This window comes from Enterococcus sp. S53, assembly GCF_016516865.1.
GTDB lineage: Bacteria > Bacillota > Bacilli > Lactobacillales > Enterococcaceae > Enterococcus_D > Enterococcus_D innesii.
In genome coordinates this window covers 338703-354193 of sequence record NZ_JACVUH010000001.1, presented here as the reverse complement: position 1 = coordinate 354193, position 15491 = coordinate 338703, and the positions used below count along the sequence as shown (strand labels likewise).

General features: G+C 42.9%; 17 protein-coding genes. 16 read left to right on the top strand and 1 reads right to left on the bottom strand.

What is annotated here, in order from left to right:
• Positions 1-2 precede the first annotated feature (2 nt).
• The 16 genes from IAE45_RS01750 (at position 3) to IAE45_RS01675 (ending at position 13039) form a co-directional block, all read left to right on the top strand.
• Positions 3-1367 carry an acetyl-CoA carboxylase biotin carboxylase subunit gene (locus IAE45_RS01750; protein WP_005225896.1) on the top strand — a complete coding sequence of 455 codons (1365 nt, stop codon included), beginning with the start codon at positions 3-5 and terminating at the stop codon, positions 1365-1367.
• A 12-nt stretch (positions 1368-1379) separates the two neighbouring features.
• The gene (accD, locus tag IAE45_RS01745; protein WP_008378181.1) at positions 1380-2249 is read left to right on the top strand and encodes an acetyl-CoA carboxylase, carboxyltransferase subunit beta; all 870 of its coding nucleotides are present in this window, start codon (positions 1380-1382) and stop codon (positions 2247-2249) included.
• The gene (locus tag IAE45_RS01740; protein ID WP_077454372.1) at positions 2242-3027 is read left to right on the top strand and encodes an acetyl-CoA carboxylase carboxyl transferase subunit alpha; all 786 of its coding nucleotides are present in this window, start codon (positions 2242-2244) and stop codon (positions 3025-3027) included. The genes accD and IAE45_RS01740 overlap by 8 nt, the downstream gene beginning before the upstream one ends.
• Positions 3028-3217: 190 nt before the next feature.
• A complete protein-coding gene (locus IAE45_RS01735; protein WP_200124657.1) occupies positions 3218-4063 on the top strand; it encodes a transporter substrate-binding domain-containing protein in 846 nt (281 codons plus the stop codon).
• A 22-nt stretch (positions 4064-4085) separates the two neighbouring features.
• Complete coding sequence (locus IAE45_RS01730; protein ID WP_005225900.1) at positions 4086-4775, top strand: amino acid ABC transporter permease; 690 nt, start codon at positions 4086-4088, stop codon at positions 4773-4775.
• 16 nt (positions 4776-4791) lie between these two features.
• Positions 4792-5517 carry an amino acid ABC transporter ATP-binding protein gene (locus IAE45_RS01725; RefSeq protein WP_325123413.1) on the top strand — a complete coding sequence of 242 codons (726 nt, stop codon included), beginning with the start codon at positions 4792-4794 and terminating at the stop codon, positions 5515-5517.
• Between the two features lie 358 nt (positions 5518-5875).
• Complete coding sequence (locus IAE45_RS01720; protein WP_008378174.1) at positions 5876-6400, top strand: YqeG family HAD IIIA-type phosphatase; 525 nt, start codon at positions 5876-5878, stop codon at positions 6398-6400.
• A 1-nt stretch (position 6401) separates the two neighbouring features.
• Positions 6402-7520 (top strand): ribosome biogenesis GTPase YqeH, encoded by a 1119-nt coding sequence (yqeH, locus tag IAE45_RS01715; RefSeq protein WP_200124655.1) that lies wholly within the window; start codon positions 6402-6404, stop codon positions 7518-7520.
• Between the two features lie 15 nt (positions 7521-7535).
• On the top strand, positions 7536-7847 hold the full coding sequence (gene yhbY, locus IAE45_RS01710) for a ribosome assembly RNA-binding protein YhbY (protein WP_005225905.1): 312 nt from the start codon (positions 7536-7538) through the stop codon (positions 7845-7847).
• 12 nt (positions 7848-7859) lie between these two features.
• Positions 7860-8501, top strand: a complete 642-nt coding sequence (locus IAE45_RS01705; protein ID WP_005225906.1) for a nicotinate-nucleotide adenylyltransferase — start codon at positions 7860-7862, stop codon at positions 8499-8501.
• Entirely contained in the window at positions 8491-9090 is a 600-nt protein-coding gene (gene yqeK / locus IAE45_RS01700; RefSeq protein ID WP_200124654.1) for a bis(5'-nucleosyl)-tetraphosphatase (symmetrical) YqeK, read from the top strand. Before IAE45_RS01705 ends, yqeK begins: the two co-directional genes overlap by 11 nt.
• 11 nt (positions 9091-9101) lie before the next feature.
• Positions 9102-9443, top strand: a complete 342-nt coding sequence (rsfS, locus tag IAE45_RS01695) for a ribosome silencing factor (RefSeq protein ID WP_034695537.1) — start codon at positions 9102-9104, stop codon at positions 9441-9443.
• Positions 9443-10171, top strand: a complete 729-nt coding sequence (locus tag IAE45_RS01690) for a class I SAM-dependent DNA methyltransferase (RefSeq protein WP_140965084.1) — start codon at positions 9443-9445, stop codon at positions 10169-10171. Before rsfS ends, IAE45_RS01690 begins: the two co-directional genes overlap by 1 nt.
• A gap of 27 nt (positions 10172-10198) precedes the next feature.
• Positions 10199-11365, top strand: coding sequence for a nucleotidyltransferase (locus IAE45_RS01685; protein WP_140964853.1), 1167 nt, complete (start codon positions 10199-10201; stop codon positions 11363-11365).
• A 79-nt stretch (positions 11366-11444) separates the two neighbouring features.
• On the top strand, positions 11445-12167 hold the full coding sequence (locus IAE45_RS01680; RefSeq protein WP_200124653.1) for a YebC/PmpR family DNA-binding transcriptional regulator: 723 nt from the start codon (positions 11445-11447) through the stop codon (positions 12165-12167).
• 212 nt (positions 12168-12379) lie between these two features.
• On the top strand, positions 12380-13039 hold the full coding sequence (locus IAE45_RS01675) for a hypothetical protein (RefSeq protein WP_077454441.1): 660 nt from the start codon (positions 12380-12382) through the stop codon (positions 13037-13039).
• Between the two features lie 66 nt (positions 13040-13105).
• On the opposite strand, the gene helD is transcribed toward IAE45_RS01675, so the two are convergent.
• Positions 13106-15385 (bottom strand): RNA polymerase recycling motor HelD, encoded by a 2280-nt coding sequence (gene helD / locus IAE45_RS01670; protein ID WP_096742796.1) that lies wholly within the window; start codon positions 15383-15385, stop codon positions 13106-13108.
• Positions 15386-15491 lie beyond the last annotated feature (106 nt).

Genomic DNA, 15491 nt, shown 5'->3' with positions numbered 1-15491 from the left:
ACATGTTTTCTAAAGTATTGATCGCAAACCGTGGCGAAATCGCCGTACGTATCATTCGCGCTTGTCGCGAATTAGGTATTCAAACGGTCGCCGTTTATTCAGAAGCAGATAAAGAAGCGTTGCATACAGAGCTTGCCGATGAAGCGATTTGTATCGGACCTGCCAAAGCAGCCGACTCTTATTTGAATGTACAGCAGATCCTAAGCGCTGCGATCGTCACAAAGGCTGAGGCGATCCATCCCGGATTTGGCTTTCTTTCAGAGAATAGCCGCTTTGCTGCGATGTGCGAGGAATGCAATATCGTCTTTATTGGGCCAAAGAGTGAGACTATCGATGCAATGGGAAACAAGATCAATGCAAGACGCTTGATGATCGAAGCAGAAGTACCGGTCATTCCCGGAAGCAAAGGCGCGATTTCTGATGTGGAAGAAGCTTTAACGATCGCTGAAGAGATTGGTTACCCGGTCATGCTCAAAGCAGCAGCCGGCGGTGGCGGTAAAGGGATACGGAAAGTCGCAGATAAAGAAGCATTGCCGCATCATTTTGCTTCCGCACAGCAAGAGGCGAAAGCGGCATTTGGCAACGATGAAATGTACATTGAAAAAATCATTTATCCTGCTCGACACATAGAAGTGCAAGTGTTAGGTGATTCTTTTGGTAATATTATCCACCTTGGTGAACGCGATTGCTCGCTACAACGCAACAACCAAAAAGTGTTGGAAGAATCCCCTTCTGTGGTGATTTCTGAAAGCAAGCGAGCAGAACTAGGAGAAGCAGCGGTGCGTGCCGCACAAGCGGTAGGGTATCGTAATGCTGGCACGATCGAGTTTTTAATGGCGGACACTGGGGAGTTTTATTTCATGGAAATGAACACTCGAATCCAAGTGGAACACCCCATCACCGAAATGGTGACAAACATTGATTTAGTCAAAAAACAACTTGAAGTCGCTAGTGGCGAACCGCTAGGCTTGACGCAAGCTGACATCAAGATGACGGGCGCGGCGATCGAATGTCGGATCAATGCAGAAAATCCAGCCTTCAATTTTGCACCCTCTCCTGGTAAGATCAACAATTTGTTTTTACCAAGTGGCGGTCTAGGCGTTCGTGTAGACAGTGCCATGTATTCCGGCTACACGATCCCACCTTATTATGATTCGATGATCGCTAAAGTGATTGTTCACGGCGAGAATCGTTTCGAAGCGTTGATGAAGATGCAGCGGGCGTTAGCCGAATTAGTGACCGATGGTGTCATTACGAATGCAGAATTCCAAATGGACTTGATCAGTCACCCGAAAGTGATTGCGGGAGACTATACTACCGCCTTTTTACAAGAGGAATTTTTGCCGAATTGGACACCTGAACAATAGGAGGGAAGTTGAGTGGCTTTATTTAAGAAAAAAAACTACATTCGCATCAATCCTAATCGAGGTCAGCTGCCAACGAATGAACCAGTCGTCCCAGATAATCTTTGGGCGAAATGTCCTAGTTGCAAACGAACGCTTTATACGAAGGAGATGGGGGCGGAAAAAGTCTGTCCTCACTGCGGGTATAATTTCCGAATCAGTGCCTGGGAACGGATCGCTATCACGATTGATGAGAAAAGCTTTGAAGAATGGGACACAGATGTAACCACAAAAGATCCCCTTGATTTCCCAGGGTACCTGGATAAAGTCGCACAAATGCAAGAAAAAACTGGGTTGCATGAGGCTGTCCTGACAGGAGAGGCCAAAGTGCAAGGATTGCCGTTAGCAATCGGTGTCATGGATGCGAATTTCATCATGGGCAGCATGGGAACGGTCGTGGGGGAGAAAATCACCCGTTTGTTTGAACGTGCGATCGAAAAACAGCTACCAGTTGTTCTTTTTACCGCTTCAGGTGGTGCACGGATGCAAGAAGGAATTTTGTCACTGATGCAAATGGCAAAAATCTCTGCGGCGGTAAAACGCCACAGTAAAGCTGGCTTGTTTTATCTAACGGTTTTAACGGACCCGACCACCGGTGGCGTTACCGCTAGTTTTGCGATGGAAGGGGATATCATTCTAGCAGAACCGCAAGCCTTGATTGGTTTTGCTGGACGACGAGTGATTGAACAAACCATTCGTCAGGAATTACCTGAAGATTTTCAAAAAGCAGAGTTCTTGCTAGATCATGGCTTTGTCGATCAAATCGTTCCACGGACGAACTTGCGGGAGAAAATCCACCATTTGATTTCTTTGCATACGCGGAAAGGATGGGATCGCAATGACTAGAGCAGCCCACGAAATCGTTGAACTCGCTCGCAGCAAAGATCGTTTGACGGCACTGGATTACTTTGAAGGCATTTTTTCTGAGTTTGAAGAGTTTCATGGAGACCGTCTGTTTGGCGAAGATGAAGCTGTCGTTGGTGGGATCGCTTGTTTAGATGGCAAGCCAGTGACCGTGATCGGTATTCAAAAAGGCCGTAATCTGCCTGAAAACTTACGCAGAAACTTTGGCTCGCCACATCCTGAAGGCTATCGAAAAGCGTTACGCTTAATGAAGCAAGCCGAAAAATTTCAGCGACCTGTGGTCACATTGATCAATACAGCAGGGGCATTTTGCGGTATTGGCGCGGAAGAGCGCGGAGAAGGCGAAGCGATTGCCCGTAACTTGATGGAAATGTCCGATTTAACGGTGCCGATCTTGGCAATCATCATTGGTGAAGGCGGCAGCGGCGGTGCCTTAGCACTGGCATTGGGCGATGAGGTTTGGATGATGGAACATTCGATCTATGCCATTTTATCTCCCGAAGGCTTTGCTTCGATCCTATGGAAAGATGGCAGCCGTGCCAAAGAAGCTGCTGGCTTGATGAAGATCACTGCCCAAGAACTATATGAATTAGGCGTTATTGAAAAAGTGATTGCTGAAACCAATGAAGAGGCCTTTTTACCGAAAGAGCAATTGATGGAACAGATGAAAGCGGCAATTTCAACGAAACTTGCTGAACTTTCTACCTTACAAACAGAAGAATTGCTTGAGGCAAGGTATCAGCGTTTTCGCCGATTTTAACAACTAGGATATCCACTCTAATTAGAGGAAGGATATCCTAGTATTTTTTTATTGAAAGTGTTATTGAATAAATCGTGCAAATGACAAAGTTTTTAGTTTAAAATTTAATTATTCTGTGCTATTATGTATATATTCTGAATATAAGAAGATTATATTGCATAAATATTTGTTTTGAAGAGGAGCGTTTTTAATGAAAAAATTATTTGGAGCACTTGTTGTATTGACGGGGATTTTGGTTTTAGGAGCTTGTGGGAATGGCGGCTCATCGAGTACTGGAAGTTCTAGTGCCAGCGATTCGGCGGATAATCAATTGGAAGCCATCAAAGCAGCTGGTGTGTTAAATGTGGCAACTTCTGCTGACTTTGCTCCCTTTGAATTCCATGCCTTGATCGATGGCAAAGATACGATCGTGGGCGCAGATATCGATATGGTCAATGAGATCGCTGATCGTCTTGGTGTTGAAGTAAATATTTTGGACCTTGATTTCAATGCTGTTTTGACTGCTTTGCAACAAGGAAAAGCCGATATCGCTGTTTCAGGCATCTCAGCAACTGACGAACGTAAACAGACTTTTGATTTCACCGACAACTATTTTACACCAGAACAAAAATTAGTTGTCAATAAAAATAACGAGTCGGCATTTGATTCAATCGAAAGTTTAACTGGTAAAAAGGTTGGCGCTCAAAAAGGATCCATCCAAGAAATGATCGTCCAAGACCAATTAGCTGATTCGCAGTTAGTTTCCATTGCCAAAGTTCCCAATCTAGTCAATGAATTGAAACAAGGCTCGATCGACGGTTTGGTCCTTGAAAGTGCGGTTGCTGAATCGTATGTTGCACAAAATGATGACCTCGTGATCACTGATGTAGCATTAGAAGCATCTGAAGGCGATTCTTATGCAATTGCTTTACCTAAAGGGAGTACCGAACTACAAGAAGAGCTAAACAGTATTTTGAAAGAATTGATTGAAGATGGTACAATCGATGAGTATGTACAAAAGAACACAGATCTAGCCAATGAAAATGCGGCGCAATAGATAGAACGGAGTAGACACAATTATGGATTTATCCTTTTTAGCGATATATTACCCTTATTTTCTTTCTGGTGTGGTGATCACCATCGTGATCTCTATCATCACCGTGATCTTTGGAACGATTCTAGGGGTGATTTTTGCCCTAATGAAATTATCAAAAGTGACGCCTTTGCGCTGGTTTGCTAATGCGTATATTGAAGTCATCCGCGGCACACCGATGCTGGTGCAAATTTTGATCGCTTTTGGTCTTTTGCAAGGAATGTTTGCTTTGCCGACGGTCTCAATCGGCGTGCTGAGTCTTGATTTTGGGCGGCTCTTCCCAGGGATCATTGCCTTATCACTAAATTCCGGGGCATACGTTGCTGAAATCGTCCGAGGGGGGATCAATGCCGTTGATTACGGACAAACAGAAGCGGCAGGATCTTTAGGGCTTCGGCCTTTTCAAACGATGCGTTATGTCGTGTTGCCACAAGCACTACGCAACATTTTGCCGCCACTAGGCAATGAATTTATCGTTTTGATTAAGGATTCCTCTTTGCTTTCAACGATCGGCATCTACGAGCTGATGAACAGTGCGCAGATCGTTGTCACCAGTTCTTTCCAACCATTAACGCCTTTCTATGTGGCGGCGGTCATTTACTTCATCTTGACGTTTACGACTTCGCGACTATTGAGTTTATGGGAAAAGAAACTAGGCAAAGGCTATCGTCGTTAAAAGGAGAAGACAAGCTATGATGTTAGATATTCAAGATTTACACAAAACCTTTGGCAGCAATCAAGTGCTAAAAGGGATCACAACGACGATCGATCAAGGAGAAGTCGTTGTGGTGATTGGGCCATCTGGGTCAGGAAAAAGCACGTTTTTACGCTGTTTGAACCTATTAGAAGTACCGACAAGCGGGAAGATTTTTTTTGAAGGAACCGATATTACCGATCCAAAGAATGATTTGTATAAGATGCGTGAAAAAATGGGTATGGTATTTCAAAATTTTAATCTTTTTCCGAATATGACGGTTTTAGAAAACATTACTTTGTCCCCGACGAAAGTCAAGAAGGTAGCAAAATTGGCAGCGGATCAGTTGGCAAAACAACTACTAAATGATGTTGGCTTACCAGACAAAGCAAAAGCCTATCCTCAAAGTCTTTCTGGTGGACAAATGCAACGAATCGCTATCGCACGTGCCTTGGCGATGGAACCAGACGTGATGCTCTTTGATGAACCGACTTCAGCGTTAGACCCAGAAATGGTTGGCGAAGTATTGTCCGTCATGCAGCGTTTGGCTCAGCAAGGAATGACGATGGTCATCGTCACTCATGAAATGGGCTTTGCGAAAGAAGTCGCGGATCGGATTTTATTTATGGATCAGGGAATCATTATGGAGGAAGGAACGCCAGAACAGATCTTTGATCATCCGAAAAATCCACGAACCATTGATTTTTTGAGTAAAGTATTGTAAACTGCGAGAAGTTCGCAGTTGTTAGTGATAAATTTGGACCTTTCCTAAGCATCCTTTCAGTAAAAGGATGCTTTTTTGACGGAAAAATGACTACATTGAAGAAGTGATAGAACAAACGGTTGTCTTGGCAGGTTCCTTTTTCAGTTCTTTTACAAGAAACCTGCAGAAACTGGCGCACTTGCTAGTATTCAAAAAGATTCTATTGTATAATTACAGGTTGAAGAGGTCTGATCCTTTTAGAAACGTTCTGTTTATGTTTGGTGAGATAGGACTGTATCTTTTAAGGAGCGACTATGTGGATCGTTGACGAGTCGCCGATTTTTAATATGCGAAGAAATCATGCAGCAAAGGAGATTTTATGTTTTCAAATTATAAACCGACTTGGATGGTCGATGCGATTTATAAAATTACGCCCAGCCAACTTAAGGCACAGGGAATCAAGGGGATTTTGACTGACCTTGACAATACCTTGATTGCTTGGAACAATCCTGATGGAACCGAAGAATTAAAAAACTGGTTATTGGAAATGAAAAACGCTGGCATACCGGTGATAGTGGTTTCTAACAACAATAGTGAACGAGTGGCACGGGCAGTTGCCCCCTTTGGCTTAAAGTACGTACACCGCGCACTAAAACCTTTTTCAAGAGGCATCAAACAAGGGTATCAGCAATTAGGTTTGAAAAAAGAAGAGGTCGTCATGATCGGCGATCAAATCATGACGGATGTACGAGGTGCCAATCGTGCCGGTGTTCGCAGTATTTTAGTGAAACCAGTGATCCCAACGGATTCTTGGAAAACCCAGTTTAATCGAGCGGCAGAAAGAAAAATCATGAACTATCTATTGAAACATAACCCAGAGTTAAAATGGCGTGGAGGAATTTAATATGACAGAAGGAATCGAAGAAATTCACTGTATCGGCTGCGGGGCATTGATTCAAACAACAAACCCTAACGAATTGGGTTACACCCCGCAATCTGCATTAGAAAAAGGAATTGAATCAGGAGAAGTCTATTGTCAACGTTGCTTCCGCTTGCGCCATTACAATGAGATTCAAGATGTTTCGCTGACAGACGATGATTTTCTGCGTTTACTGAATGAAATCGGAGAAAAAGATGCCTTGATCGTTAATGTCGTCGATATTTTTGATTTTAATGGTTCATTGATCCCTGGACTGCACCGCTTTGTTGGGAATAATCCTGTCTTATTAGTGGGCAACAAGGTGGATATTTTACCGAAATCTTTGAAAAAATCGAAGATGACCCAATGGATGAAGGAACGGGCTCATGAAGCTGGCTTAAGACCCGTCGATGTATTATTGACGAGCGCCAAGAAACCAGGTGAAACGGAAGCTTTACTGCAAGGGATCGAAACGTATCGTGAAGGACGCGATGTGTATGTGGTGGGTGTGACGAATGTTGGAAAATCAACATTGATCAATCAAATCATCAAACAAACAGCAGGGATCAACGAACTGATCACGACTTCGCGCTTTCCTGGAACCACATTGGATAAAATCGAGATTCCCTTGGACGATGGGCACTTTTTGATCGACACACCAGGAATCATTCATCGTCATCAAATGGCGCATTATCTAGGTAAAAAAGATCTAAAAATCGTGGCACCAGCCAAAGAGATCAAACCGAAAGTGTATCAATTGAATCCAGAACAAACCTTGTTCTTAGGAGGACTTGCCCGATTTGATTTCATTCAAGGAGAACGCAGTTCATTTATTGCTTATGTAGCAAATGATGTGGCGATCCATCGGACCAAATTAACGAAAGCCGATGAATTTTATGAGAAACATGTTGGTGGGCTGCTGCAGCCGCCACGAGCAGATGAAGTGGCGGATTTTCCTGAACTCGTCCGTTTTGAATTTTCAATCAAAGAAAAAACCGATATCGTTTTTGCTGGCCTTGGCTGGATCACGATCACCAAACCGTGTGTCATCGCCGGGTGGGCACCAAAGGGTGTCGATGTGCTTAGACGTAAAGCATTAGTATAAGGAAGAAGGAAGAGTATGGACTTACGAGGAAAACAAAAAAGATTTTTACGAAGTGAAGCGCACCATTTAAACCCGATTTTTCAAATCGGCAAAGGCGGCTTGAATGACGCAATGATGGCGCAAATTGAAGAAGCACTAGAAAAACGAGAATTGATCAAAGTCTCATTGCTCCAAAATACCGATGAGGTTGCTGACGAAGCAGCTGAAACGATCCGTGAGAAAGTCGGCTGTGAAGTGGTACAGATCATCGGACGAGTGATCGTTTTATTCAAACCGTCAAGCAAAGAAAAATACCAAACGATTTCAAGCAAAGTTCGTTCAATTTAGGAGGGAAAAGGCATGCAAGGACAAACATTTGGCAAGGTACAAACGGTTTTAGAAACACAAACACAAGAACTGGTACCGAAAAAGCAAGTGGGCATTCTTGGTGGAAATTTTAATCCAGTACACTACGCACATCTGGTCATGGGTGAGCAAGTAGGGCAAGCATTAGGGCTGGATAAAGTTTATTTCATGCCTGAGTATTTACCGCCTCATGTTGATGAGAAAAAGACGATCCCTGCTGAGCATCGTTTAGCGATGTTGGAGTTGGCGATTGCCGATAATCCGCGATTTGCTGTAGAGACCATTGAGTTGGAACGAAAAGGGAAGAGTTATACGGTTGATACGATGCGGGAATTGACAGCTAAGAATCCAGATACTAATTATTATTTTATCATTGGCGGGGATATGGTGAACTATTTACCAAAATGGCATCAAATCGATGAGCTGATGGAATTGGTAACGTTTGTGGGGGTTCGTCGTCCAGAAGTGCCTATCGATAGCCCATACCCGATTATTTGGATCGATATCCCGCTAATGGATGTCAGCTCAACGACAATTCGTAAAAAAGTACAACAAGGTTGTTCCGTTCGCTACTTATTGCCAGATAATGTGTTACACTATATTCAAGAAAAGGGGTTGTACTTGGATGAAGAGTGAACACTACACACAAGCAGAACGGGAACTTTTGATGCAAAAGGTCCAAATGCAGATGAGTCAAAAGCGCTTTGAGCATGTGTTAGGTGTCGAAAAAACGGCCGTTGCCCTTGCGGAAAAATATGGCGCTTCACCGGTCAAAGCCAGCATCGCCGCCTTGACGCATGATTATGCAAAGGAACGCAGCGATGAAGAATTTCAATTAGTCATTCGTAGAGATGGATTTGATGTGGATCTCTTGAACTGGAACAATGCCATCTGGCATGGACTTGTCGGTGCTGATTTCGTTCAACGAGAATTAGAGATCGATGACGAAGAAATCTTACAAGCGATCCGTTTGCACACCACCGGAGCTGCTAAGATGAGCCTACTAGATAAAATCATCTATGTGGCAGATTATATCGAACCCGGACGTACGTTTCCTGGAGTCGTTGAAGCCAGAGAGATCGCAATGATTGACTTAGATGCCGCTGTTGCTTACGAAACGAAACATACCTTGCTTCATTTGATCGAAACAGAAGCAGTTATTTACCCAAAAACGATCGAAACCTACAATTTTTGGGTAGCCAAATATAGGAGGGAATTACCATAGATAGTCAGAAAATATTAGAAATTGCTGTAAAAGCCGCCGATTCAAAACATGCCGAAGATATTATGGCATTAGATGTGCGGGAAATCTCTTTGCTAGCAGATTACTTTGTGATCTGTTCAGGAAATAGCGAACGTCAAATCAATGCGATCATTGATGAAGTCATCGATAAAGAAGAAGAAAATCAAGTATCTGTTCGTCGTGTCGAAGGAAAAGATGGTGGAAAATGGGTCTTGATCGACTTAGGTGACGTGATCGTTCACGTATTCAGTGCCTCAGAACGTGCTTTTTACAACCTAGAAAAATTATGGTCTGATGCGCCGCTTGTGGATCTTAATGAATGGGTCGTGGCGTAATGGCTTACGAAACCTTCGCATTTGTCTATGACGAAGTAATGGATTCCAGTCTCTATAAAAAGTGGCTGGATTTTTCTTGTCGTCATTTAGGAGAAAGAAAACAGCTGTTAGAATTGGCTTGTGGAACCGGTGCGTTAGCCGTTGAATTTGCCAAGGCTGGTTTTGATGTGACTGGGTTGGATCTTTCAGAAGAGATGCTGATGATCGCTAGTCAACGGGCTGAAAAAGAAGCGGCAATTGTGCAGTTTGTTGCGGGTGACATGCTGGATCTCGTAGATGTTGGCACCTATCAAGCAATTACCTGTTATTCTGACTCCCTTTGCTATATGGAAGACGAGCAGAGTGTGCAGCAAGTTTTTGATGGTGTTTACAGTTGTTTAGAAGAAGATGGCGTGTTTTTATTTGATGTGCATTCTTTATATCAAATCGATGAAGTCTTTCCTGATTATAGCTATCATTACCAAACCGATGAATTTGCCTTTCTTTGGGAAAGCTATCAAGGCGAAAAAGACCATAGCATTGAACACTTCTTGACCTTTTTTGTTGCACAAGAGAGTGGCTTGTTTGAACGCTTAGATGAGCTTCATCAAGAAAGAACCTATCCTCTCGAAAGCTATTTAAGAATGTTAGAAAATGCTGGTTTTGCTAATGTTGAATGCTACGCCGATTTTATCGATACGAAACCAAATGAAAAAAGCCGTCGCTGGTTTTTTGTCTGCCATAAGTAACCGTTATGTAAAACAGGAGGGATGTCGATGAAGGCTTGCGGACTAGTCGTAGAATATAATCCTTTTCACCATGGACACCAATACCACGTGGACAAAGCCCGGCAAGAAACCAACGCCGAGGTTATTGTAGCCGTGATGAGTGGAAATTTTTTACAGCGTGGTGAACCGGCAATCATCGATAAATGGCAGCGAGCCCAAGCGGCATTGCAAAATGGCGTCGATTTGGTCGTTGAACTGCCATCCGCTTGGGCCGTCCAGTCTGCTGATTTTTTTGCAGCGGGAGCGATTAAGATCTTACAAGATCTGCAATGTGACTCTTTGTGTTTTGGAACTGATGCGAAACAACCCTTTGACTATGCAAAGTTCGCTCAGTTTGAAAAAGAAAATCAGCGGATGATCGATGACGCATTCCAACGCATAGCTAGGCAAAATGCTACCTATAGTCAAAATATGAGTGCGGTCCTCAGTGAGCTTTATCCTAAGTACCATGTAGAAAAAGATCAGCCGAATCATCTGTTAGGTATGGCGTATGCACGGGAAGTGTTACATTATGAAAAACCAATGCGTTTGGTCCCCATCCAACGTGTTGCGGCGTCCTATCATTCAGAACAATTCAATCATCCCACGATCGCCAGTGCAACAGCCATTCGCCAAGCAATCAAACAAGGTGCAGCTGTTGCGGATTTTGTTCCTGAAGCCACACAAAATTTTCTTTCACAAGCAACAGTTGACTGGGAAGCCTTTTGGCCGTATCTTCAATACCAGATCATCTCTGCCCCAATCGAAAAATTAGCGGCTATTTACCAGATGGAAGAAGGATTAGAGTATCGACTAAAACAATATGTGACGGCGGCGGATTCTTTTGCAGATTTTATCAAGTTGTTAAAGACGAAACGTTATACCCAAACGCGGCTGCAGCGTCTTGCTTGTTATGTATTGTTCCAAGTGACAAAAGCTGAAATGAAGGAAGCCCAAGAACATTCCTTTATTCGGGTTTTAGGGTATACGAAGCAAGGGCAGCACTATTTAAAAGAGGTCAAAAAAGAGCTGACCCTGCCGCTGATTGCTAAGTTCGGTAAGCAAGAAGCACAGCGCTATGGCTTGTCATTGCGGATCGACCAGATCTATCAACAAGGGAATGCTCAAATCACAGAACAAAATTTTCGAAGAATTCCGCTTTTTATTGATAAATAAGTGAAAATTACTTCACAGAAAGCCATTTGACAAGTATAATGAATAAGGATTTTTAAAAACAAGAAAGCGAAGTGAAATCATGGGTCGTAAATGGGCAAATATCGTAGCGAAGAAAACTGCTAAAGATGCAAACAATAGCCGAGTTTATGCGAAATTTGGAATCGAAATCTACGCAGCAGCAAAATCGGGTGATCCTGATCCGCACGCGAACCAAAAATTACGCTTTGTTATCGAACGTGCGAAAACCTACAATGTGCCAAAACACATTATTGACCGTGCGATTGAAAAAGCCAAAGGTTCTGGCGATGAACAATACTCAGAACTTCGATATGAAGGATTTGGACCAAACGGATCTATGGTGATCGTCGACACGTTGACAAACAACGTCAATCGGACTGCAGCTGATGTTCGGGCCGCGTTTGGTAAAAACGGCGGAAACATGGGCGTTTCAGGTGCAGTTGCTTATATGTTTGATAACACAGCATTATTTGGCTTTGCCGGTGACGATGCGGATGAGATCTTAGAATACTTGATGGACAAAGAGATCGATGTTCGTGATGTTGTTGAAGAAGATGGACAAATCATCGTTCACGGTGAACCAAGTGACTTTCATGCCATCCAGGAAGCCTTGAAAGAAAAAGGTATCACTGAATTCTCAATTGCAGAAATGCAAATGATTCCTCAAAATGAAGTAACCTTGACGGGTGACGATCTAGAAAAATTCTTAAAAATGATCGATGTGTTAGAAGATCTTGAAGACGTACAAAACGTCTATCACAATGTGGCAGACGCCGAAGAATAAAACGCACTTGGCAGCCTAGAGGTAATCTGGCTGCCATTTTTTGGTGTTTTTTTTCAATGGGTTTTCCGCTGCTTAGCCAAGTGAAAAAACAAGAGAGCGAGAAGCACTTCTCTTGAAAATTCTTCCAGATTCATTATCTTTTCAGTTGGTTTCTAGGCATTTTATATGTTATGATTTACTACATAAGCAAACAACTCGTTAGGGGGGCAGACATGGAAGAAAAAATCGTTTTAGAGCCATTTAATCGAATCTTAAGTGGTTTTGAGAAGCTAGCAGAAGTGTCTGTATCGATTTCTGACTGTTCGGCCCTTTGCCGAAAATATAAAAAGTATGGGGTAGAGGGGTATCGTTTGGGCGATTATCGTGGTTCTTCCTACTTAAATCGTTATTTAAACGTCGTGGTTGATCGCGCACCATTATTGATTTATAAAGAGCGTTTTTTGATTCCATTAGTCTTTCGCATGTCGGAATACTCTGAACGACTTTTTATCGATGAGTACCGAATGGAAGGGTTCTTCTTGCTGTTGGATTGGCTTTTAGAGCACCGACCAGAAAAAGCAATTATTGATTATAAACGAACGCGTGCTTTGCCTCACAGAAAAGAATTTGTTATCGATAGTTCATATGTACTTTTTCGATTGACAGAAATTCTTGATGGGGCTGGCTTCCCTCTTAGTCGCTTTACGACGATTGAGGAATTCAGTCAATGGAATCGTACCCATCGCTTGATCGATAACGGCAGTATCGGCCGACATACAAAATTATTCGTTCCAGAAGATCCAGAACACGTTTCTGAGCTGCAAATGATTTTAACCATCGTCGGGATGCGTTATCCAGAAACCCGCTTGTTTATCGGCGAATTAAAAGGCTAAAAAACATCACTTTCGACTGTTTCTTCAAAAGAAACAAGCCGATCGTGATGTTTTTTTGTTAGTTTTTTAGTCAATCTTTGATGCTTCTTGGAACTGATAAGTGGCAGGATTGGCTTTTGCTAAAAGCGGCAATTCTTCGTTTGTAAGAATTGTCAACTGATGCATGGCCCGTGTCGCCATCGTATAGAAAATCAATTGGTCTTGTTCGGTCTCAAAAGCGGCCCCCAGCGTCCAGACAAAGACTTGGTCAAACTCTAGCCCTTTTGCTAAAAAGGCGGGGAAGATCATCACATTGCGTTTCATGAAGTCTTCTTCAGAAGTAATCAACTGCACTTGATCCTGCATTGTTTCTGCCAATTGATCATATAATTGTTGGCAATCCTTTGCGGTTTTACAAATGATCGCGGTGCGCCAACGCTGATTCTCAGCTGCGTCACGAATACTAGTTTCTAGGAAAGCCAGATTTTCAGTTGCAGTTCCTTTAGTAATTACTGGTACCGCCCCTTTACGAGCCGTCAATTCCACTTGATCACTGCCCACTAAAAATTGATTGGCGAAATCTGTGATTTCCTTAGTCGAACGATAGCTGGTTTTCAATTGATAACGTTTCACACTTTCGTGAGGGAATAATTCTGCTAATGCCCCGACGATCGTTTCATTGCCATACACTTTTTGATTCAAATCGCCGCAAAGGGTGATACCAGCCTTTGGATAAAGCTGACGCAGCAATGCCACTTGGGCAGGTGGGAAATCTTGCATTTCATCAATAAAGATAAACCGAGCTTTTTCTTCGACGTGAACAGGATAGAGCTGTTTAATCAGTAAGAAAAACAAAACGGCGTCTTCTTGTTTGATCTGTCTTTGGCGCATACCTTGACGAATGTCGGCAATACTTTGCTGCCAAGCCGCAGCCTCGATGCCAGTTTCCTTGACTGCAGCAGACTCAACCGATTGTAGAAAGTGTAAGTATTGTTTGGCTTGGTTGATAAACTGAAAGTTTTTCACTCCCCGCGTCAAGGAACGGAACTTCTTGCGGACGATTTGCTGTCTGAGCTTCTTCCGCAAACGGCGTTCGTTTTCTTCGCTGTATTCTTGATGAGGATCGTTGGCGAATACTTGTTGCAATTGTTCTTCGGTCGCTTCTTTGACCCAGTCTTTTTTGGCTTCATCTTTTTCCAAGCCGCCGATTTTTTTTAATAATTTCGTTTGAAGCAGTTGGGTTCTTTGGTAAATCGGCAGTTCATTATTGGTTTCTTGATACCAGCGGCGAATTTGTTCTTTTGTCAAATAGGTTTGCCCTTGGATTTTTAGATCGCGGAACAAGGGACCAATCGGTGCGATGGAACGGACATAACGGTTGATTTTTTCCACCAAGAAAAGACTGCTTTTGATTTTTTCAATGGCGTCGTCGTCTCCGCTTAAAAAGGTTTCTTCTTGTTGGGTTTCTTTCGTCACTTCATAGCCAGTCAGAATCAATTGGATAAAGTGGTGGAAGGTTCTTGTGGGCACTTCACTTTCCCCTAAAGAAGGCAGGACCATGGAAATATAATCAGAAAACAAATGATTGGGTGAAAACAGCAAGACTTGTTTTTCATCCAGCCATTTGCGATTACGGTAAAGTAAAAAGGCGACCCGCTGCAACAAAGCAGAGGTTTTCCCACTTCCAGCAATCCCTTCGATCAGTAAGAATTTATTGGTGGTATCACGAATGATTTGGTTCTGCGCTTTTTGGATCGTTGAAACGATGTTACGCATTTGAGAAGAAGAGGCTTCATCCAAAATTTCCAACAAAAATTCGTCATTGATGATCTCCGAAGTATCGACCATCGACAAGATTTCACCATTTTGAATTTTAAATTGGCGTTTCAAAAGCAATTCTACCGTAAACCGATCAGTGTCTGTTTCGTAGAAGGTCTCACCAAGCTCTCCTTCATAGTAAAGATTGGCGATCGGTGCGCGCCAGTCAATGACGATCGTTTCTTCATCTTTGTCTCGCAATGAAGCGATCCCCAAATAGAGGGTCTCGGTCTCTTGTTCTTCTTTGAAATCGATTCGAGCAAAATACGGATTGCCCGCCATCGTTGTTAAGGTTTTGACGCGTTTTTCTTGCGATTCTGCGGTTTGGTATTTTATCAGCAATTCTTGTTCATGCTGCTGGTACTCGATAACTGATTCATAAAAGGCTTCACTGTCGCCCCCGCGAATTTTCTTATCGGCGATTTCTTTTAATTGATCATCCATTTTAGCGGCTAATTCTTGTTTTTGCTGCGAAAGGATCGCTTGTTCTCTGTGGATCAGAGCAATGGTTTCATTAACATGTTGTTGTTCTTTTTGACGTTCGTTCACGAAGGATCCTCCTTAAAAAAATTGCGACATAAAATTATAGCATATTTTCCCTGCGAATGTCGTGGAAAAAAAGAAACTATGCTAATATTTATAGAAAGAGCATAGT

Excerpts from the sequence above, each read along its gene's own strand:
- IAE45_RS01730 (WP_005225900.1), top strand. The coding sequence starts at position 4,086 with ATGGATTTATCCTTTTTAGCGATATATTACCCTTATTTTCTTTCTGGT.
- yhbY (WP_005225905.1), top strand. The coding sequence starts at position 7,536 with ATGGACTTACGAGGAAAACAAAAAAGATTTTTACGAAGTGAAGCGCAC.
- IAE45_RS01680 (WP_200124653.1), top strand. The coding sequence starts at position 11,445 with ATGGGTCGTAAATGGGCAAATATCGTAGCGAAGAAAACTGCTAAAGAT.
- IAE45_RS01690 (WP_140965084.1), top strand. The coding sequence starts at position 9,443 with ATGGCTTACGAAACCTTCGCATTTGTCTATGACGAAGTAATGGATTCC.
- IAE45_RS01685 (WP_140964853.1), top strand. The coding sequence starts at position 10,199 with ATGAAGGCTTGCGGACTAGTCGTAGAATATAATCCTTTTCACCATGGA.
- IAE45_RS01750 (WP_005225896.1), top strand. The coding sequence starts at position 3 with ATGTTTTCTAAAGTATTGATCGCAAACCGTGGCGAAATCGCCGTACGT.
- IAE45_RS01675 (WP_077454441.1), top strand. The coding sequence starts at position 12,380 with ATGGAAGAAAAAATCGTTTTAGAGCCATTTAATCGAATCTTAAGTGGT.
- yqeH (WP_200124655.1), top strand. The coding sequence starts at position 6,402 with ATGACAGAAGGAATCGAAGAAATTCACTGTATCGGCTGCGGGGCATTG.
- IAE45_RS01705 (WP_005225906.1), top strand. The coding sequence starts at position 7,860 with ATGCAAGGACAAACATTTGGCAAGGTACAAACGGTTTTAGAAACACAA.
- IAE45_RS01720 (WP_008378174.1), top strand. The coding sequence starts at position 5,876 with ATGTTTTCAAATTATAAACCGACTTGGATGGTCGATGCGATTTATAAA.
- IAE45_RS01740 (WP_077454372.1), top strand. The coding sequence starts at position 2,242 with ATGACTAGAGCAGCCCACGAAATCGTTGAACTCGCTCGCAGCAAAGAT.
- yqeK (WP_200124654.1), top strand. The coding sequence starts at position 8,491 with ATGAAGAGTGAACACTACACACAAGCAGAACGGGAACTTTTGATGCAA.
- IAE45_RS01735 (WP_200124657.1), top strand. The coding sequence starts at position 3,218 with ATGAAAAAATTATTTGGAGCACTTGTTGTATTGACGGGGATTTTGGTT.
- IAE45_RS01725 (WP_325123413.1), top strand. The coding sequence starts at position 4,792 with ATGATGTTAGATATTCAAGATTTACACAAAACCTTTGGCAGCAATCAA.